Below are 19,527 nucleotides of genomic sequence, written 5' to 3'. Positions count from 1 at the left end.
CCTGTGGCCCCCAAGAGCGCACAGGCGGGACCGCCTGACGGCGGCCCCTGTTCCGGCTCGTCCTCAATACTCGGAGGGCAAGAGGATTGTGTTGTTGGTGCAATAGAATTGGATTCCGATTGGCGGAAAATCCGTGAAGGGAATGCGCTTTGTCAGCACGGCCTTTCCGTTTCCATCGTCGCAGGTCAGTGTTGCCGTTTGGTCTGGGTTCACCTTCAGGGTCCAGACCTGAAACTCTTCAGCGGCGACAGCTTGGTTGAAACGCTGGGCGAGGGCGATTTCGTCCAACAGCCAATAGGCTCCCGCCGTATCCGCCACATATTTTGCGCCATCTGTGAACAGCACCTGCCGGACCAGCCCATGCCTGTACCAATTTTCCGACCCTGTGAACTGGCGAAGATCGGCTTCTGTGAGTGTCTTTTCGTCGGTCATGGGATTTCCCTTCTTTTTATTGTTATTGGGTTGTTGCTCGCAACAACCCTTGGCCGTCGCCGAGACTGGGGATGGAAGGGGAGAACAGGCTTTGCGGGGGACCCCGGCTGCACGGAGCCGTAGCGAAGCGAAGGCGGAGGAAGCTGGGGCGAAAGCCTGTTCGGGGGAGAGAAGGGGCAAAGCCCCTTCGGCCCCCCTAGGCCGCGTCTGCGGCCTGATAACCCTGCATCAGGGATTGAAACCGAATGGCGGAGACGCGGCTTCGCGGCTCCGGGCGCAGCCTGAAAGCCCGTCCGCACTCAAGTGCGAGGATGTCGCATAAAGATATCTAAAAGATATCATAACGCCAATAATTAGCATCATTTAGATATCAATTTGATATCACTCTGAATCAAACCTATCGTCGGGACAACCCTCATCCCGCCGATCTGGCAGTTTCAAAAATTAAACATGATTATTTTGTTGTTTATGCGCTTTCGTGTTATTTTCCCGGCAAACAGAAATCTGGAGACAGAGTAATGCGCCCTTGGAGACAACAGCTTATTGCCAGCGTGAAGCCTGCGATGCTGGCCCCCATTTCCCCCAATCGCTCGGCGTTCGATCTGCCGATCACGCTCCCGCCGCGTCCGGTTCGGCCAGAGGAACGGAAGAAAGAGGAAAGGCCGGGGGCGGGGCCGCTGCTCTTGCTCCTGCTGCTGCTCGGCATTCCCGTGCCATTGGCCCCGCTTGGCCCAAACTGAAAAGATGCAGAGCTTACCGGAAGGTTCGATCTAGAAACTTGCCCCCTAAATGTAAGACTTGATATGTGTGCCAATTTGGCATACATTATTTTACAGAAAGGATGGTGTGTAATGGCTCGCACGCAAAAGATAACCGACCATGCGGCACTGAAGCGGCAACGCCTTGTCGCCCGTGTCACCGACGAACAAAAGCTGCTCATCCAACGGGCGGCAGACGTGCAGGGGAAAACCCTGTCCGATTTTGTTGTGACCGCTCTTCAGGACGCGGCGGCCCGGACGGTCACGGAACACGATACCGTCATGCTTGGGGTCAAGGCGTCTGAGGCATTCGTCGCCGAAATGATGAATCCTTCCCCTCTGTCGGCACGGCTTGAAGCGACATTGCTCCGCTACCGTCAAACGGCGGGGCTTTGAGTGGCTGCGTTTGATCTGAAAACGCTTCGTGTCGTTCCTCTCCAGGCAGAGCATAACCGGACGGGGTTTTCCTGTGGAACCCCGTCCTTGGATGCCTATTTCCGGGAACGGATCACCCAAGATGCGAAACGCAGATTGTCTGCGCCCTTCGTCGCCCTGTTACCCGACAATCGCGTGGTCGGCTACTACACCTTGGCAACCACCAGCATCCGCCTTGCCGAGCTTCCGCCGGAATTGACACGGAAGCTCCCGCATTACCCAAAGATTCCCGCCATCCTGCTGGGCCGCCTTGCCGTGGATCAGTCCATGCAAGGGCAGGGGGTCGGGGGTCATCTTTTGGCCGATGCCCTATTCCGCACGATCAACAGCGAGATTGCCGCCTATGCCCTGATCGTCGATCCAATAGACGATGGGGCGCGTCGCTTCTATGAGGGCTACGGCTTCCTTCCGCTTCAAGACGATGCTGGGCAGCTTTATCGGCGACTGGCCGAGGTTGCCGCCGTGTTCGGGCGGCCATAGCCAAACGCTGAAAACTGACAACTCCAGCCGCCCCGGTAGGGCCACCGGCAAACGCCCCTTTGCCCGTGGACTACCGGGGTCGAGTAGAAACGGAATAGAAAACCTAGGTAAGCTCGGTCAGTTCATGTGGAATCGTGTATGCTTACGGCCTGATTTCAGCGGGGAGGATTTTATGCGTGCTAAGGATTTAATGACTCCAGAAAAACTGAAAGAGCTTGGTCTGGATCAAGAACCCTCCTTACAGCGGCTTGATGAAGGCGGAAAGCCTGTACCGATTGACAAGCGAACCACTGCGCGAACCGACATACCTGCTCATGGTGGTGGTGGGCAAATACACACGCACTTCGATACGAAGGGCCAGCCCGAACGCATCATTAATAAAGACGGTACGGCAAGTCATGGCACTGGCCCGTTTACGCTTTCTGATAAAGAAATAGCATACTTGAATAAAAAAAAGCATACTGTACCACCGAATGGGCTTGTAGAGAGCCTGAATACCGAAGCGCGTAAATGTCTTGATGGTTATAGACAACTTAATGGTTAGGGGAGACTTATTTGATTATACTATACAGAGACGCATGAAGTCGCTTACCTAGTCTTCCGGCTACTCTGCTACTATGACTCCACTATCAAGACGGCTCTTCCTTGACAACACGCCTAAAATGGATAAGGAACAACAAATTAAACAATTTTCAGGTGTAAAATATGCGGCAAGGATTTGCTGGCCGGGATACCGGCCTTATCATCGTGGCGGGTGGCCTTGCCCTAACCGCAAGCCTCTACAGGGACCGGCTGCCGCTCCTCGATGATCCGGCCTTCTGGCCCGGCTGGCTCTGGGGGCTGTGCGCCGTGCTGGCCGCTCTGTTCGTCTATGGGGTTGGCAAGACCGGGCTGGCACTGGTCCGCCGGGTTCCGTTCCAAGAGCGCATATTTCGCACCCGCCAGCGGGGGCCGGAATGGGGGTTCGTCTATATCCTCAAAAATCCGGCCATGCCGGGTCTCTATAAGGTCGGCTTCACGACCGATCACCCAAAAACCCGCGCCCGTGCGCTGCACACGACAGGCGTGGCCGCCAGCTTTCAAGTCGTCTGGTTCCTCCACTGCGACCACGCCAGACGGGTCGAACAGCAGGCGCATCGCCTGTTGCAGCGGTGTCGCGTTGCCAAAGGCCGCGAGTTCTTCCGCGCCGAACCGGCGCAGTTGATCGCCACCATCAAGCAGGCGGCGACCCATGTGGAAAAGGTCGCGCCTGCACCTGCGAAAAACAAAACGCCCCCTGCGAGGGGCTTCGCCCCTCGCGCTCCCCAGGATATTTGAACAAGGTGATTTGGCTTTATTCGCAATTTATGGTAAGAATATTGCGCGGTACAGGCGGGGACGCCGATGGCCGTCAAGGTGATGACCGGCGGGGCGGACGCCTCGTCGGTTTCATGAAAGGGGAGATATGGCAACCGTTGACGATCCCGTCTTGACCCGATTCCGTTCCGCTCTCAATGAGATGTACGGAGATCGGATTGAACGTGTGGTGCTTTTTGGCTCACGCGCACGGGGCGACGCGCGGCCAGATTCGGACTATGACGTTGCTGTCTTCTTGCGGGATATGAAAGATAGGTGGGGTGAACTGGACCGCCTCGCCCTGCTTCGGGTTGCCTTTCTCGACGAGTCCGGCACTTTTTTTGACGCCAAGCCCTATCTTGCCACGGCCTACCGGGAACGTTCGCCGCTCATGCACGAGATACGGCGCGAAGGGGTAGACCTATCATGACCACAATCCCCCGCCCGAAACGTTCTTTGAGTGATTTACGTGACGAAATGCGTGCAGTGGCGCGGGGCGAACGTCCTGCTCCCGACTATTTGCGACAGCAGCCAGAGCCAACACCCCTAGATTTGGATGACCGTCAAGGCCGCCGCCTCGTCGGTTTGGAAGAATCTGCCTCGTCATCCAAGGGGCCGATTAAGCGTTCATGATGCTCTTTGGGGTCTGGGGAGCAATGGAACAGCGAACCGACTTAAGCGGTTCGGCAAAACGTTCGTTTAGGTGAACCGCACCGGAGAACGCAGATCGATGGCCGAAGCAGGCTCGTTTCGGTACGAAAAACTGGTTCGCCGAATCAAAGTCTCCCGTTGGTTCGTGCGAGTGAGTTTGTCGAACACCTTGACCCGATGGGCGCAACCGTTGTCACCGCTGGGTTTGGGCCTTAAGTCGGTTGCCTGTTCCATTGCTCCCCGGAGGCCTCTTTGGCCCGCAACATGGCGGGAGAAGGCGGCGGCGGATTCAGCAGCGTTTCAACACATGCCATTTGATCTTCGGCCAACAGACGAATGGGGGTTCCCGCCTCACTATGGGCGGTCTCCCAGAATGCAGGATTGGTTCGCACCACGGATGGATCGTCGGCAAGCCCGGCCTGAATTTCTTCCGGGGTCAGATTGCGCAGACGGTCCCAATTCGTTTTGATTGGTTCGGAAGGAGTGGGAAAGGGGCGATCCGTTATCATGTTCATTCTCACTTCCCAGACGGAAGATCGTAGAGGACAAAAGTGATGTCCTCCCCTTCAAGATCAACTTCAAGCACTTGATTGACTGGCTCTCCAGATGCAGAAAGCTCGTCAAGCGCGGCCCGGAAAAGCTGCTGCTGGACCGGACGACCGACATTCGGGATGAGAATGACTAAGCCCGCATGCAACGGCTGGACCGCATAAAGTGCGCGAAAGTCGCTTGCGTTGTTAGTGACTAGAATGAAATCGCCTTCGTTGGCGTACCGGGCGACGTTCCAATCCTTCCACCCGGCTTTACCAATATGGGCAACGTGCTGCGCCTCGTGCCCCACTTCCTGAGCCACCCCCACCAGCAACACACTCAAGCACTCGTCGATCAGAAACCGCACTCAAACCACCTGCACTGTTGCCAGAGGTCGGCGGCTGCGGCGCGTTGGCTCCTGACTGCGCCAAGGCTGTTTGCGCGGTCGACCACGGAGCGGATAGGCTCCAGCGTAGATTGGAGCCAGACGGATCATTTCGGGGGTGAGGCGCGGATAGCTCTCCGCCAGATCGACCGAGGTTGCGCCTGCCGCAAGCTGGGCGGCGATCAGGTGCACCGGAATCCGCGTCCCCTGAAACACTGGCTCACCGCCAAGGATGTCGGGGTCGCTCATCACCGCCCTACGGGCGCGACGCAGATCACGCACGGCCAAGGCCAAGGCCCGGCGCGGCTCACGCAAGTCTAGCTTGACGAAACCATCATCAAGCGACACCACGCGCCGAGGCGCACCCGCCAGGGCGTCAAATACCTCTCGCCGGAGTGCTGGGGCGAAGCGGTCACTCAGCCGCCGTTCCAGCGTCAAGGACATCAACCCGCGCAGATCAAGCAGCCGATTCGGTTGCCCTTCGCGCATGGCCGCGACGACATCCACCGTCTTCTTGTCGATGGCATTGTGAACGGCTTTAAGCGGCATTCCGGTCAGGACAGCCGCCTCAGTCGGCGTGAACAAGGCTTCAGAAATGGGCATGACGGCCCTCATAAAATTATTCTCCATATAAAGAATATATATCATTACGCCAATGACATCAAGAGGCACATGCCCCCCAGATTTAGACGACCGTCAAGGCCGCGTTTACACAAAAATGGCTTGAGTTTTAGGCATTTCCGGGTTATATAAGACTCAACACGGCGGGCCCCCTGTCTTTCGAGACAGCGCGGGTCCGTTTTCTTTTTAGGCCTATCTCTCTAATGTCCGTTCCCTATACCAAGCCTTTCTTGGACGTGCAGGGCCAGCTTGCCTTGTTGCAATCGCGTGGCATGGATATAGGCGATCCCACCAAAGCCGCCGCTGCCTTGGAGCGAATCGGCTATTATCGGCTCAGTGGATATTGGCACCCCTTCAGAATAACGCAGCCGATCAAAGACGCGGATGGAAAGCTCTTGTCTCAAATACTTGACGATTTCAAGATGGGGACAAAATTCCATCACGTATTTGATTTATACGTATTCGATAAACGTCTCAGACTCCTTTTCTTGGATGCAATCGAACGGATCGAGGTTGCGCTAAGAGTCGATATCGCTCTCATGTTGGGTGCCCGTGATCCTTGGGCGCACCGTTCCCCTATTAATCTTTATCAAAACTATTTTGTAACAGACCGCGATCCTACCACTAAACTGACACAATATGATGAGTGGTTGCTCAAGTGTGACCGCGCAACACAACGTTCAAAAGAAGATTTTGTTAAGCATTTTCGCGCAAAATACAGTTCTGAACTCCCCATTTGGATGGCCATTGAGCTTTGGGACTTCGGAACACTCTCGACTTTTCTAAGCGCGTTGCCCGTTGCTGACCTTAAATCGCTCTCCGCAAAGTATGGAATACCCCGCTGGGAACTGCTTCCGAGTTGGGTCCGCGCGATCAACCATGTTCGGAATATCTGCGCGCACCATAGCCGGTTGTGGAATCGTTCCCCGGCTGACCAGCCCAAGCCGCCGCGCTTGAGCGAAATCCCGTTGCTCGATCATTTGGCAACGGACAAATTCGCTCAGGTCCGCATCTACGCCGTGGCCGCCGTGATGCAACACCTGCTGCGGACCATCCATCCGTCCACAACTTGGGGAGCGCGGCTGAAACAGCATCTTACTGCATTCCCAGCCACCCCACCCATCACAGTCGGACAGACCGGATTCCCGGATAAGTGGGATACACTGCCTCTCTGGAATTGAGCTTTATTCTGCACAGAACCGTGCTGCTTCAAGCGCTCTTCGATTTTGTGCAAAAATCAAGAATTATGCACAAAACCTAACCCACTGAAATCGGCCCCCCTTTTCTGTGCATAATATACGTGCATAATAGGGGCATGATTTACGGCTATGCGCGTGTCTCGACTGACGGCCAAAGCGTCGACTCTCAAGTCGCGGCCCTGACGGCTGCCGGGGCGGGGAAGGTGTTCCGGGAAGTTGCCAGCGGGGCCAAGACCGACCGCGCCCAGCTTCGCCGTGCGCTCGATCTGCTCGACACCGGCGACGTGCTGCTTGTGACCCGCCTTGACCGGCTCGCCCGGTCCACCCGCGACCTTCTCAACACGCTGGCAACGATCACCGGCAAGGGGGCCGCCTTCCGCTCTCTTGGTGATGGGTGGGCCGACACCACCACGCCCCACGGTCGCCTGATGCTGACCGTCCTTGGCGGATTGGCCGAATTCGAGCGGGACTTGATCCGCACCCGCACAGGGGAGGGCAGGGACCGCGCCAAGGCGCGAGGGGTAAGGCTGGGACGCAAACCCAAACTCACGCCACACCAGCAGCGTGAGGCGATAGAGCGGCGCGAGAAAGGCGAAGAAACACTTGCGGAGATTGGCCGTAGCTATAATGTCAGTGGTTGGACGATTTCGAGGCTCGGATAAATAAGGGTAAGGCAATGGGATTAGCGGATTGGTTCAGCGGATTTTGTAATAATCTAAAAACTCAGGACGGAGGCACGATCTCCACGCGCTATAGGAGCATCACGCAACGGCTTAACACAGACTTCTGGACGACGACCTCTGATACAGCGCATAGCCTTTATGTTGGATCATATGGGCGTAATACAGCGATTCAAGGCTTTAGCGATCTTGATATGATCTTTCAATTGCCTTACTCAATATATGAGAAATACAATGGATACACTACAAATGGACAGTCATCACTTCTTCAATCCGTTAGAGCCTCAATAGAAAAAACATACTCAACCACAAGCATAAGAGCAGATGGACAGGTTATTCTTGTACCTTTTAACGACGGCATAACCTTTGAAATCGTCCCAGCCTTTATCAATGATAACGATAGCTATACCTATCCAGATTCCAACGCAGGTGGAAGCTGGAAAGTAACGAATCCAAAACCAGAAATTGAGGCTATTCGAGTAAGGAACTCTGAATGCAACAATAATCTCGTGCCGCTTTGTCGTATGATGCGGGCATGGAAAATAAAATGGGATGTTCCTATTGGCGGCTTGCTTGTTGACACGCTCGCTTACCAATTTATTGATAACTACAGCAACAAAGACAAGTCATATCTGTATTATGACCTTATGTGTAGAGACTTCTTCAAATGGATGTCAGAGCAGGCAGAAAATCAGGAGTATTGGAAATCTCCAGGAAGTGGGCAGTACGTTTACGGGAAAGGGCTTTTTCAGTACAAGGCCAAGAGATGTTATAACTTATCACTGGATGCGATTGCCCACGAAACAGCCCCTCTAAAACAAGAGTGGTCAGCCAAACAGAAATGGAGAGAGATTTTTGGAACATCATTCCCTGACTGACGACACTCCTCAAACTCGCAAAATAATTGAAGGACAAGTGCGAGAATGCTATGGGCGTGTCGTATACTCTCACAAGACACACGAAAAATGTGCCGACATACTTCTATCTGAATTTGCACAAATTAGATTGATTCAAATCGTGCTTTCAGCGATTACCACGGCAGGTTTTATCGGGTCTGTTTTTGGTGCTGGGCAAATTTCTAGTATCATTGGTTTATTAGTATCAACTACCTTGCTGGCATTGAACTCATACATGAAGAATTATAACCTCGGAGAAATTGCACAAAAACACAAGCAGGCAGCGAACGACCTTTGGCTTATTCGAGAAAAATTTCAGTCTCTACTTGTTGATATAGCCATGAAAGAAAGGCCTATCGAAACATTGCAGGAGCATAGAGATGATCTCATAAAATCACTTCATAAAATTTATAGTGGAGCACCAAGCACTAATTTCAAAGCATATAAAAAAGCACAAGATGCATTGAAAAAATTTGAGGATATGACATTTTCTGATGAAGAAATTGATGCATTTTTACCAATGGAACTGAAGAGAAAATCGGTAACTACCGAAAAACACAGCGATCATTGATATAATATGAAAACCACTGATGCCCGCCTCAATGAACAAGCTATTTTGGCACACATTATCCGTGCCTTTAACCACACCCTAAAACGGGGCCGCAGCCCATACTCCCCTACCTCGGCCCCCGCCTCCCCGGCTTCAACTCCAGCTCCATCCCGCCCTCTTTCTCAAGGCCGCGCTCCTTCTCCACCCGCGCCGCCCGTTCGGCCTGTGTCGGAACGCGCTCCCCTCGCGCCTCCAAAGCGGCCTTGAGACGAGATTGCGTCCCGTCGATGGGCCGCACCCCGCGTGCGGCCTCGTCAAGCTCCTGCGCCTGTTTCCGAAACACCCGCTCATGGTGGGACGGCTCGTTCTTCTTGGCGGCAGGGCTGGCCGTCTGGGGTGGTGGTTCTGGGGATGGCGGACGCAAGCCCTGCGACTTCCCCGGCCCGAACGGATTCAGCATGTCGGCCATCCGCCCCCAAAGCTGCCGCATGGGGCTGGGGGCGTTCATCCCCTCATATTTGCCCGGCGCAACGGCTCCCCGGCGGGTCTGCTCCTCCCGTTCCACGGCCCTGCGGTGCGCCTCCTCCCGCGTGTCATAAACGACGGTCGCGGGGCGTTCGTCGCTGCGCGTCATCTGCTTTGCCAGCGTGGCAATATCCTGCGCCACGTCACGGGCGGCATAGACGCGAAGGCTGTCCCGATGCCGGGTCAAAGCGACATAGCTGCTTGCATCCCGCCAATGGTGGGAATGCAGCAAGAACGTCTCGTCCAGCGTGGCCCCCTGCCCCTTGTAGATGGTCCCGGCATATCCGTGGGCGAAGCCGGAGAACGTCCCATGCGGAAAGGTGATGTCCTGTCGCCGGTCGCCGTCCATGCGAACGGTCATCATCTTTTCGTCGATGTTGAGGATCGTTCCGACGGTCCCGTTGTCGATCCCCAAGGCGTGGCTCGTTTCCATAAAGGACACCCGGTCGCCCCGTGCGAAGGCGGCCGCCCCGGTGGTGGTCGCCACCTCCACCCCGGCGTCGATCTCGCCCCGCGCCACGCGCACGGCGCGGATCGCCGCATTCACCTCCCGCGCCTCGGCATTGGTGTAGGCGAACACGAAGCGCGAGGCGTCGGGCCGCGCCGTGCTGGCGATAGCCCAATCCGCCACAAGGGCGGCCTTGGCGTCGGCGACGGTCTGCCGCATCTGGATCGCCCCGCCCTTGTCCAGCAAGGCCAGCCCCTCGGCAAACTCATACCGCGCGAAATGCTCCGCCGCGTCCTTGTGGTCGGCCTGCCGCTGCCGCACCACATCCGTCAAGCTGGCTGCCCCGTGCCGGGTTTGCAGCACCCCGAACAAGCCCCCGGCTTCCACGCTGGCAAGCTGCTTGGCGTCGCCGGCAAGGATCAGCTTCCAGCTTCGTTCAGCGGCATGCTGGGCCAGCGTCCCAAGGGTCCGGGTGTCCAGCATCGCGGCCTCGTCCACGATCAGGACCGTTCCTTGCGGATAATGGACCTTGCCGTGTTCTATCGACCGTAAAAAGCCGTGAACCGTCGTCGGCTTCTCGAACCCCACATCCCGCAATCCGGCGGCGGCCTTGCGGGTCGGGGCCAATCCCACCACGGCGTTGCCGCTGCGCTCATAGGCGTAGCGGATCGCCCCTAGAGCATAGCTTTTGCCGGTCCCCGCCTTGCCGTCGATCAAGGCCAGCCCTTCGCACCCGGTCGCATGGCGCAAGACCGCTTGCTGTTCCGGGCGCAATGTATGCACGGCGATAGCGTCCCCGATTCCCCGGTCGGTCGCCCGATGCAGCCCCCGCCCCGCCAGACGGTCGGCGTTCTGAAGCGTCGTCTGCTCCCGCTCTCGCTGGCTGCGGGTGGTGAAGCCTACGGCTTTGCCGGTGGCCGGGTCGTAGAGGTCCAGAACCTCGCCGCTGCGGTCAATCGCGGCGGTGATGGCGCGGGCTTCCCGCGCATCGCTAGCGCACTCCCGCACCAACCCGGCAAGCTCGATCTCCTTGAAGGTCGGGGCGTAGGTGGTGATGGCGTTCAAGATGTCGGCGGCCTTGGCGGCGGGGCCTGCGTCCTTTTCTGCGGTCAGACGATCCCGCAAGCGGGTCGCGGTTGCCTCCATCACCCGCTCGACACGGGCTTGCTTGCGCTCAAGCCGCGCCAGTTCAGCGGCCTGTTCTCGCTCCCGCCGCTCCCGCTCGGCGGTTTCCCGGTCGATCCCCCGCGCCACCTGAATATCCGCCTCCAGCGCGGCGGGGCGGATGTGCAGGGCCTTCAGGTGCGGGTCGGCGGCCTCCCGGTCGGCATGGATCGCAAGGGCGGCTTCATTGCGGCGGTCCCGCGCCTCGGCATAGGCAGGATAGTCGGCGTGCTTGAAGGCGCGGCGACGGGCCTGCGTCTTTGCCGCATCGTCCTTTGCCGTGTTGCCGCCCACCTCCTGCCAGATACCGGACCACAGCCGCCCGGCCTCCTGCCGCGCTGCCTTATAGGCCGCGACGGTTTCCGCAATGCCAAGGGCGGCGGCTGGACTCTTGTCCGCCTCCTCTCGCTGCGCCTGTTCTCGCCGCTCCCGTTCGGCGGCTAGGTCAATCACCTCGGCATTCCGGGCTTCAATCTCCCGGTTCTGGTCGCCCCGTTCGGTCTGGATGCCCTGCCGCTCCTGCGCGGTCGCGCTCGGCCCAAGGTGAACGGTCGCCTCCCGGTCGATCCCCTGCGCCTCAAGGCTGCGATGGTCGATCCGCGCCGCATGTCCGGCGCGTTCAAGGGCTGCGTTGGTGTGTTCCGCCCAGTCAGCGCGAAGGGCGACAAGCTGGTGCGTCTCCACCAGTCGCCCATTGCAGAACCGCCCGAAATGCGATTGCCAATCCCGCGCCTTGTTGCCGAACCCCTCCGCCTGCAAGTGGCGCATGGTCAGCATGATGTGGGCATGATGATTGCGGTCGTCTCCCGCCTCGTGCGGCGCGTGAAAAGCCACGTCCGCGACCATCCCCAACGACACGAATTTTTCCGACACGAAGCCGCGCACAAGATCGTGCCGTTCGCCCTCGGTCAATTCATAGGGCAAGGCAACCGTGATCGAATAGGCAAGCTGGGCTTCGTTGCGGCGGGTGGATTTGTCCTCGGCCCGTTCGACCGCATTCCAGAGGGCAGCCCGATCATAGACCCAAGCCGGGGCGTTTTCCGGGGCGATGATCTCGGCATGGGCCACCCCCTGCTTGCGGGTGTAGTCCTCCATTTTTCCGGCGCGTTCATCCATCAGCGCAACGCCAGCCCGATAGGCTGCGCCGCGCACTGCGCTATGACCGGACCCCCGGTTGAACACCACGGTATTAAAGTGAAAAATCGCCATCCGACGACCTATCACGAACCCGGCATTTTGGAATCGTTCTATCCTCAGAATGGTCCGCACACACTGCCGTAGGCAGTGTATAAGTGCGCGCTTCGCGTTCTTCCCACAATCACCGAAATCAGTTAATCCTTCCTTGCCTATCAGCCCCCATCCTGCAAATTTTATGAGACCGCTCCGCCCTCAAATTTCACCGCACCAATCGCCCAAAACTTCCCCATAATCTGCTGCATCGTTCACCCCTCCCCATGCCCCTATTTCTCCCCCCTCATTCGCCTTTCGTTCGGAGTCACTCATGCCCCGTCTAACCGATGCGGAACGGCTCGCCCGACTGCAAGCGCGTCAGTCGAAGCTGAAGGCCGCGATTGACAAACTCCAGACCAAGCAACGGGCGGCGGAGCGGCGCAAGGCTCGCAGCGACGACAAACGCCGCAAGATCATCGCCGGGGCGGTCGTGCTGAAACACGCGCTGGAAAACCCGGAGGGGGAATTCGCGCGGCAGTTTGACGTACTGATTGACCGCGCCGTGCGACGTGCGGAAGATCGTGCTTTGTTTGAATTGCCGCCCCTCGATGCCGAGGATGCTACCGAGACAACCGCGCCCGATTGAGGGCCGCACGCTGCGAGGGCTTACACATGGGACGGAAGGTTACACTGGTCCTCTTGCACGCGATGGGGTTGATCTCGTGCCTGTTCTTCGTGGCGGCGGCCTTGGCGTCCATCTTTCAGTTTCTGGTGGCGTGGTATTTCCCGGAGCTTGCCAGCGACGCCGGAGGGAACACGGCAATGTTTGTCGGCACGCTGGGGGCCTTGTATCTGCTTGATTGGGTTCTCTGGCCGATTATCGGATTTTTCTACATCCTGTTTTGCATCCGCAATCCGAATGCGTGGATGCTGTCGATCGGCTCGGTCGCCCTTTTCTGCCTGCTGGTCCCGGATGCCCTCTGGATGCTGCCGGTCGCCATCTTGCTTGGGGTGGTTCTGGTGGTCAAAGGCTGGGTGGCCAAGACCGGAGCAAGGATGGTCATTTTCAACGGTGCAAGCTGGATGTTCTCCCGCCTGCCTGACAAAACCCCGCTGGCCGACAATCACGGCGGGGGCAGTATGACGGGCATGGGCGGCGGCGGATCGGCGGCCCCACCTCCGCCTGACAGCACCCACGGCAGCGGCAAAATCGACACGCTTTGACCGGCAGGGGCGGACATGGCTGTTATCGAGAATGAAGGGCTGCCGGTCGCGGTGAGTAGCACGGGCGAGATTCGCCGCTATGACACCGACATGCACCGCCTCGTCGTCGCGCCCACCCGGTCGGGCAAGGGAACCGGCACGCTCGTGCCGATGCTGCTGGAACCGCCCCAGTTGGTCGGCTCCGCGTTGGTGGTGGATATCAAGGGGGAACTCGCCGCCGTGACCGGCGGCCCGTTGGGGCGCGGGGCTGGTGGCTGCCCGGTCCACATCTTCGATCCGTTCGCCCTGCTGACCCCGGAGTTTCTTCCTGCCGAAGGGGCGTCCAGCTTCAACCCGATTGAATGGCTGACGACGCGGGGCGACGATATTGTGGACGATGCGGCGATGATCGCCGAAGCCTTGATTTCGTCATCGGAATCCGATGGCGGCTATTGGGTGGCCGAAGGTCGCGCCCTGTTGACGACGTTTCTGCTGTGGGTCGCGCTGGATGAAAGCTGTGCAGGCAACCGCAACCTGTTCGAGGTTCTGGCCCTGCTGAACCTGCCGCCGGAAAAGGAAGCCGGGGAAGGCCAACCGTCTTTTGAGGATCTTGTCAAAAAGCTGATGCTGCCTTCGCCGTTGGCGGGGGGCGTCATTCAGGAAGGGGCGGCGTCCTTCCTGCAAAAGGCCGGAAAGGAACGCTCCGGGGTTCTCTCGACGACGAAGACCGGCTTGCACTGGCTTCGCAGTGGGCGGATTAAGCCGTCCTTTCGCCGCGCTCTGACGACGCTGGACGACCGCCCGGTGATTGACTTTGCGCGGCTCAAGAGCGGCATCGAAACCATTTACCTCGTCATTCCAGCCCCCCGCCTCGGCACGCATGGGGGCTTGCTCCGGCTCATGGTGATGATCGCGCGTGCTTGTTTGCATACGCAGGATCGCCCTGTTGCGCGAAGCGCGACGGGGCGGCGGTTGCCGGTGCGGTTCGTGCTGGATGAGTTTGCGGCTTTGGGCCGGATGCACGCGATTGAACAGGGGTTCGGGCTGGATGCCGGGTTCGGTATTCAGCACACGGTTGTCATTCAGAACTTTTCCCAGCTTGAAAAGGTCTATGACAAGGCGTGGCGGACCTTTCTGAACGAATCCGGCATCATGCAGGCATTCGCGCCGCGCGATACGATCACGGCGGAAGAACTGTCCAAGCTGACCGGCACGCAAACCATGCGGGACACCAATTCATCGACTAATTTTAGCACCAGTGGGCTTTCGGGCGGCACGGCGCAGAGTGCTTTTGGTCGCCCGGTGATGCTGTATGACGACATCATGCGAATGGGGCCGGAGGAACTGTTGCTGTTCCTGCCGCATCGAAACCCAGCACGGGGGCGCAAGCTGGATTATCGGGATACGTCCCTGCCCTATGCGCCCCGCGCCCGACGAAACCCATATCATGATTAATGGAAAAGACAGTAATATCAAGCAAACTCACATCATTTAAAATAGGATTAATCTAAAATGAACTTTGATGATGCAATTAAAGCTTATGATTCAATGTTATCTTCGTTCAAATCAATTATTAATAGCGGAGAGGTTGATCTCAAATTTTTACTGATATTATCAATTATGGTGATTTGGTCTGTAGTTCCATTGTTCAAATTTTATGATTTATTAACAAAGCAAATAGATAGAAGAAAGTCATCAAGGAAAGAATTTATTTCCTCAATAGCATCATTATATTCCATGATTAAAACGCATCCTGAATTTTTAGTTAAGAAGGAGTTTGAGAGAATATTCAACCACAAATCATCTATTAAAGAAATTGACACGATATTAATGACAAAAGAGCCTCTTAAAATTATATGGCTTATCAAACACAATCCAAATAAATCTGTCTCATTTAGTAAAAATGGATTTTTATATAGTAGCAAAATGATAGCATTTGACCGAAATATGGCCATTTACAACCTGATTGAGTGGAAGAACCACTCAATGTACGCATTGTTTATTAATTTATGTGGTCTTGTGATGGGCACTGGGCTATCCGATTTTTTTCACTCAAAGATAAGCATTAATACAGCTTTTGGCTTGAGCGCTATCATTGTAATGCTTTGTTATGCGACTATCCACAGTCTAAACTATATAAAAGGGATATCACACATAATTGAATTATTTTCCATTGGAGATATAAAGTACATGAATATTAATGGTGTGTTAATAACACATAAAGAAGACAGAATACCAGTATCAGACTTAAAGAAAGAAGATTATTCCCCTAACGTCGCTAGTATGATTGTATTGTGTACATATTCGCTTTTTGGATTTAATCTGATTTACACAGGTATATCTTTACTAATACTTTCTATAATATTTATTATCGTCTTTGTTAGAAAGAGGTCAAAATTTATCGCTAACTGTCTAGTGCTTATGATTCCGGTCGGCGTAATCATGGCAATCGTCGGTGTTTTTCTAATCTCATACGGGTGATACCATAGAACGGGCAAAATTGGGGGCCGAGTAGCAGGAGAACCAAAAACCTAGGTAAGGGGGTGAAATAACGAAAGTGCGTTCGCTGTATGCTAAAGGCGCACGAAACATGAACGCGTCCTGTCGTTGCGACAGGTCAAAAAACCCGTCTGCGCTGGTCGAGGATGGGTGCTGATTGACGAGATTCCGTGATGCTGAAACCGATGGTTTGCCATCGTCCCGGCTTGTGCTACTCTCCCTGTTTAGGAAACGTCGGTTTGGTGGAACTAACCGAGGGCTGCACGTGCCTATCGACCAATTGGTATTGTGTATGACTGTTCCTAGTCTATAACATTAAAACGGGGAGTGGGGAAAAAAATGACGCACATTGTTCATTTGATTAACTCGGCCAGGGGCTATATTCCGTTTAATGAAAATACGGCCAAGTTGTTTCTTAGTCAGTATAGCATTGATGACCAGTGTGCGTTAATCGCTGCCCTATATATCGGGCGAGACCACATCCATAGCAACACCTTCGATCCAGAATTGTTCAGCACGAGCGACAGTAATGCTCGCTTTACTCATACAGGATTCAGTCCTAATTGGAATATTCCACCGGATAATTTCCCGCGTATTCTGTATGAAAAAACCAATAATCTCCCCATATATTACGATTCATTTCTCCGCTGTGCTAGTGGGTCAAATTACGATTTGGCAACTTTCTGATCTATCATTAGGGCTGGTGTTCGATCACGAGTATCCTCCACGCGCTGAAAGCGCGTCGTGTTGGTGAAGCAGACCGAACTTATCGGGGTGGAACCGGCTGCGCCGTTTCACCCTCTTACCCGAATGCCAAGGCGCGATAGCGCCTTTCAATCTTCAATAAGCTTGCCATGCTGAAAGCATGGCTCCGCATATAATGGGTTTTGAGCGGAGTCGGCTTAGGTGTCTGGTGGGATGGTAGCCTCTTCTGTGTAAGGGCTATCCAGTGACGAAATTTTCGGCCCTAGCGTTTGTTTGTGGGTGGTGTCTTAGGGGGTCTTTACTGCCGCCGTAAGGCGGCGATGGTTGCGAGCCGTTAGGCTCGCGCAATTTTGTTCACAGGCTGAAGGAAAGTCCAGCCGTTAGAGTCTAAAGTTAGAATCTGTTAGTATATAATGTGTGTGTTCCCGATGTACCGAGTCAGGCGTTCCCGATGTACCGAGTCAGGGTGTTCCTGATGTACCGAGTCAATTCACAGGCACAGAAAGTTATCCACAGGCTGAAATGATCCCGGCGGGTTAGGGAAGCGGGTTGTTTCGGGCGAAGGCTTCGCAGAAGGTCAGAAAGGCTTTGTCGGGGTGGTGAAGAACGGCCCCCTGCCCTCGTGTCCATTGCTGCCACATGGCGACGAGGTGTTCGATGTCGTAGCCCGGATATTGCCGGGCGGCTTCCTCGTAGGTCACGCTGCGAAGACTCGGTACATCGGGAACGCTAGAGGCCGCAGATTGGGCCAGTTCTGCGGGGATTTCTGCGCCTTCGGCCATGATCGGCTGTTTGGGTGAAAACCGGACCAACGGGAAGGCCGTGACGTGCTGGAACGGCACCCCCTTGTCGGCGGCTTCGAGAACTTCGATTGCGTAGTCTGGCAGGGATTGGGTTTCGGTGATGGATTTGAGGCGATGCTTGAATTTTCGGAGGGTGTCGAGGCTTCCGCATTTCTCATGCAGCCGTTTGAGGCTAATCCACCATTCGGGCTGAATGCCGACATGCTTCCGGGCCAGTTCGTACAGGCGGCGTTCGATCCCCATCCCCAGCTTGAAATAGTCCCGGCTGATTGTGAGAACGCGCCTGTCTCGTACAATCGAACGAAACATCCAGTCATTGACCGTGACTTCAACGGCGGCCATTTCCGTTTTGCCGCCCGTGGTCTGCCGCTCGATGATGCGCCATGATTCGATCCAGCCAAAGCCGCGCCGTTCCTTCTGCCCCCCGGCTTCGATGGTCGTGACAATCGTTGTGCTGCGAAGGCGGAACAACGCATCAAGGAAGAGTTCATAGGCACGCTTGCCGGTCCCCCGGCTTGCCACCCGCAGGAAGTCATAGGCTGGGAAAGTGACCGTGCGGGTTAGAGTCTGGCCCCGTTCCAGTCGCTCGTTTAAAAGGCTGCCGATATAAATCAGGATGTCCTTATCCCAAATTGTCGCGATACCTTTTTGGCCCGGTGAGATTTCGATGCGGACTTTTCCATCGTCATAGATGAACGGTTCAAGTCGCGGCTGCTTCTGGAGCGAGAAAAATGGAAACTCCATTAGACGCTGCTCGTCCTTGATCGGAGCGTCTATCAGTTGGTCTAGGAAAAGATCGACTTGTTGACTGGTCATCCGGCAACCATCGCAGCTTTTAGGGCAGGATGCCACATCGTCGGAACGGCGGCGAAAGCCGACCGTTCCCGATGTACCGAGGTATGCGACAAACCCGCAAGAGAAGACATCAAACAGACGCCAAAAAGATATCTATTAGATATCAGATTGATATCTTTTTGATGCGGGGAAGCGGGATTCCTCATCCCTCGCCGCTCTCCACGGCCCGGCTCAACGTTGATAGGATCCATGCTGACCGGCTGATGTGGAGTTTTTTAGCGGCCTCATCGACGCGGCGCAGAAGATCAGGATCGAAGCGCACCGTAACCGGGGCCTTTGCCTGTTCTGGGACCAGCGCGGGGGCGGCTTTTCCAGCCCCGGCAATGAACGCATCGGCCTTCATATCATCGACCGGCGCGGGAGCCGCTGCATTGCTCTTTGGTTTTTTTGCGATAGCCATTTATGTCATTCCGACTTGATATTGATGTCAAAGAGCGCGGACGCCAGAGCGGTAATTTCCTCTATCGCCTTGGCGTCTTTCGGCTGATGTTCGATCACAGACCGACCGGCAGCGGCGGCATTTGGGAACGCCTTCCGCCGCACGATGGCACAGGGCAGATAGGTGATGTTCTCGATCTCCCGCAGGGCGGCGGCGGCGTCTTCATTGTCGCTGCCTTGGGCGTCGGCGGCGTTGAGAACGACGGCAACGCGGAGTTGGTCGTTTACCTCACGGGCTTCTTTGACCAACTCGGCCATTTTCTCGATAGCCCAGATATCGAAACTCCGGGGCTGGACCGGGACGAGGAGGGAATGGGCGACGGTCAAGGCGGCCCGAAGGCTGCCGGTATCTCGTCCGCCTACGTCGATGATGATGTCATCGTATTTTGCATCAAGCTGCCGGATGTTGGTGCGAACGGCGGCCCCTTGCAGGCTGATGGCGGTATATCCCGCTTCACCGATCTGCTCGGCCCGGAGTTCGGTGAAGCTGGTTGCGGTTCCCTGCTCGTCGCCGTCCACCAACAGCACATCTCGCCCGGCGGCGGCCCGTATGATCGCCAGATTGACGGCGAGAGTCGTCTTCCCAACCCCCCCCTTCGTATTTCCAACAGCTAGTATCATTTTGATGTCTCTTATATGGCATATAGCAGTCTTTCTGATATCAAACAGATATCAGACTGATTCGCAAGTCCAAATCTTGATTAAGCGGGGGATGCCGCGCGGCGGGGGCCTGTGGGCCCCAACAGCGCCCACGCGGGACCCCC

General features: G+C 55.9%; 22 protein-coding genes. 14 read left to right on the top strand and 8 right to left on the bottom strand.

The window, feature by feature from the left end; all coding sequences use genetic code 11:
• Positions 1-63: 63 nt before the first annotated feature.
• Complete coding sequence (locus ACODS4_RS27465) at positions 64-432, bottom strand: DUF6876 family protein (protein WP_488868951.1); 369 nt, start codon at positions 430-432, stop codon at positions 64-66.
• Positions 433-1,283: 851 nt separating this feature from the next.
• On the opposite strand from ACODS4_RS27465, the gene ACODS4_RS27460 reads away from it, so the two are divergent.
• The 5 genes from ACODS4_RS27460 (at position 1,284) to ACODS4_RS27440 (ending at position 3,870) form a co-directional block, all read left to right on the top strand.
• Positions 1,284-1,586, top strand: a complete 303-nt coding sequence (locus ACODS4_RS27460) for a type II toxin-antitoxin system TacA family antitoxin (RefSeq protein WP_488868949.1) — start codon at positions 1,284-1,286, stop codon at positions 1,584-1,586.
• A gap of 87 nt (positions 1,587-1,673) precedes the next feature.
• A complete protein-coding gene (locus ACODS4_RS27455) occupies positions 1,674-2,105 on the top strand; it encodes a GNAT family N-acetyltransferase (protein ID WP_488868947.1) in 432 nt (143 codons plus the stop codon).
• Positions 2,106-2,277: 172 nt separating this feature from the next.
• Complete coding sequence (locus ACODS4_RS27450; RefSeq protein WP_488868945.1) at positions 2,278-2,649, top strand: hypothetical protein; 372 nt, start codon at positions 2,278-2,280, stop codon at positions 2,647-2,649.
• Positions 2,650-2,810: 161 nt separating this feature from the next.
• A complete protein-coding gene (locus ACODS4_RS27445) occupies positions 2,811-3,422 on the top strand; it encodes a GIY-YIG nuclease family protein (RefSeq protein WP_488868943.1) in 612 nt (203 codons plus the stop codon).
• A gap of 127 nt (positions 3,423-3,549) precedes the next feature.
• The gene (locus ACODS4_RS27440; RefSeq protein ID WP_488868941.1) at positions 3,550-3,870 is read left to right on the top strand and encodes a nucleotidyltransferase domain-containing protein; all 321 of its coding nucleotides are present in this window, start codon (positions 3,550-3,552) and stop codon (positions 3,868-3,870) included.
• A 433-nt stretch (positions 3,871-4,303) separates the two neighbouring features.
• Here ACODS4_RS27440 and ACODS4_RS27435 read toward each other — a convergent pair whose 3' ends face one another.
• The 3 genes from ACODS4_RS27435 to ACODS4_RS27425 are packed head-to-tail and all read right to left on the bottom strand — an operon-like array spanning position 4,304 to position 5,610.
• Complete coding sequence (locus tag ACODS4_RS27435) at positions 4,304-4,606, bottom strand: hypothetical protein (protein WP_488868939.1); 303 nt, start codon at positions 4,604-4,606, stop codon at positions 4,304-4,306.
• A 2-nt stretch (positions 4,607-4,608) separates the two neighbouring features.
• A complete protein-coding gene (locus ACODS4_RS27430; RefSeq protein ID WP_488868937.1) occupies positions 4,609-4,989 on the bottom strand; it encodes a DUF5615 family PIN-like protein in 381 nt (126 codons plus the stop codon).
• Positions 4,990-5,610, bottom strand: a complete 621-nt coding sequence (locus tag ACODS4_RS27425) for a DUF433 domain-containing protein (protein WP_488868935.1) — start codon at positions 5,608-5,610, stop codon at positions 4,990-4,992.
• Positions 5,611-5,831: 221 nt separating this feature from the next.
• Between ACODS4_RS27425 and ACODS4_RS27420 the strand changes: the two genes are divergently transcribed.
• The 4 genes from ACODS4_RS27420 (at position 5,832) to ACODS4_RS27405 (ending at position 8,974) form a co-directional block, all read left to right on the top strand.
• A complete protein-coding gene (locus ACODS4_RS27420; protein WP_488868933.1) occupies positions 5,832-6,809 on the top strand; it encodes an Abi family protein in 978 nt (325 codons plus the stop codon).
• Between the two features lie 134 nt (positions 6,810-6,943).
• Entirely contained in the window at positions 6,944-7,489 is a 546-nt protein-coding gene (locus ACODS4_RS27415; protein WP_488868931.1) for a recombinase family protein, read from the top strand.
• On the top strand, positions 7,465-8,385 hold the full coding sequence (locus ACODS4_RS27410; RefSeq protein WP_488868929.1) for an SMODS domain-containing nucleotidyltransferase: 921 nt from the start codon (positions 7,465-7,467) through the stop codon (positions 8,383-8,385). Before ACODS4_RS27415 ends, ACODS4_RS27410 begins: the two co-directional genes overlap by 25 nt.
• On the top strand, positions 8,363-8,974 hold the full coding sequence (locus ACODS4_RS27405) for an SLATT domain-containing protein (RefSeq protein ID WP_488868927.1): 612 nt from the start codon (positions 8,363-8,365) through the stop codon (positions 8,972-8,974). Before ACODS4_RS27410 ends, ACODS4_RS27405 begins: the two co-directional genes overlap by 23 nt.
• A gap of 106 nt (positions 8,975-9,080) precedes the next feature.
• Here the strand turns inward: ACODS4_RS27405 and mobQ are convergent, their stop codons facing one another.
• Positions 9,081-12,299 carry a MobQ family relaxase gene (gene mobQ / locus ACODS4_RS27400; protein WP_488868925.1) on the bottom strand — a complete coding sequence of 1,073 codons (3,219 nt, stop codon included), beginning with the start codon at positions 12,297-12,299 and terminating at the stop codon, positions 9,081-9,083.
• A gap of 292 nt (positions 12,300-12,591) precedes the next feature.
• On the opposite strand from mobQ, the gene ACODS4_RS27395 reads away from it, so the two are divergent.
• From ACODS4_RS27395 to ACODS4_RS27375, 5 genes are all read left to right on the top strand, one after another.
• Positions 12,592-12,906 carry a hypothetical protein gene (locus tag ACODS4_RS27395; RefSeq protein ID WP_488868923.1) on the top strand — a complete coding sequence of 105 codons (315 nt, stop codon included), beginning with the start codon at positions 12,592-12,594 and terminating at the stop codon, positions 12,904-12,906.
• A gap of 26 nt (positions 12,907-12,932) precedes the next feature.
• Positions 12,933-13,484, top strand: a complete 552-nt coding sequence (locus ACODS4_RS27390) for a hypothetical protein (protein ID WP_488868921.1) — start codon at positions 12,933-12,935, stop codon at positions 13,482-13,484.
• A 15-nt stretch (positions 13,485-13,499) separates the two neighbouring features.
• Positions 13,500-14,918 (top strand): type IV secretory system conjugative DNA transfer family protein, encoded by a 1,419-nt coding sequence (locus ACODS4_RS27385; protein ID WP_488868919.1) that lies wholly within the window; start codon positions 13,500-13,502, stop codon positions 14,916-14,918.
• 57 nt (positions 14,919-14,975) lie between these two features.
• Positions 14,976-15,944 carry a hypothetical protein gene (locus ACODS4_RS27380; protein WP_488868917.1) on the top strand — a complete coding sequence of 323 codons (969 nt, stop codon included), beginning with the start codon at positions 14,976-14,978 and terminating at the stop codon, positions 15,942-15,944.
• A 357-nt stretch (positions 15,945-16,301) separates the two neighbouring features.
• A complete protein-coding gene (locus ACODS4_RS27375; protein WP_488868915.1) occupies positions 16,302-16,649 on the top strand; it encodes a hypothetical protein in 348 nt (115 codons plus the stop codon).
• 554 nt (positions 16,650-17,203) lie between these two features.
• On the opposite strand, the gene ACODS4_RS27370 is transcribed toward ACODS4_RS27375, so the two are convergent.
• The 3 genes from ACODS4_RS27370 to ACODS4_RS27360 form a co-directional block, all read right to left on the bottom strand.
• Positions 17,204-18,286 (bottom strand): replication initiator protein A, encoded by a 1,083-nt coding sequence (locus ACODS4_RS27370; protein WP_488868913.1) that lies wholly within the window; start codon positions 18,284-18,286, stop codon positions 17,204-17,206.
• Positions 18,287-18,467: 181 nt separating this feature from the next.
• Positions 18,468-18,725: a ribbon-helix-helix domain-containing protein gene (locus ACODS4_RS27365; RefSeq protein ID WP_488868911.1), complete on the bottom strand. Its 258-nt coding sequence runs from the start codon at positions 18,723-18,725 to the stop codon at positions 18,468-18,470.
• 5 nt (positions 18,726-18,730) lie between these two features.
• Positions 18,731-19,384: an AAA family ATPase gene (locus ACODS4_RS27360; protein ID WP_488868909.1), complete on the bottom strand. Its 654-nt coding sequence runs from the start codon at positions 19,382-19,384 to the stop codon at positions 18,731-18,733.
• Positions 19,385-19,527 lie beyond the last annotated feature (143 nt).

It is taken from the genome of Azospirillum sp. FG154, assembly GCF_057809575.1.
The sequence above is the reverse complement of the archived record's forward strand: the minus strand, read 5'-3'. Positions and strand labels throughout refer to the sequence as shown.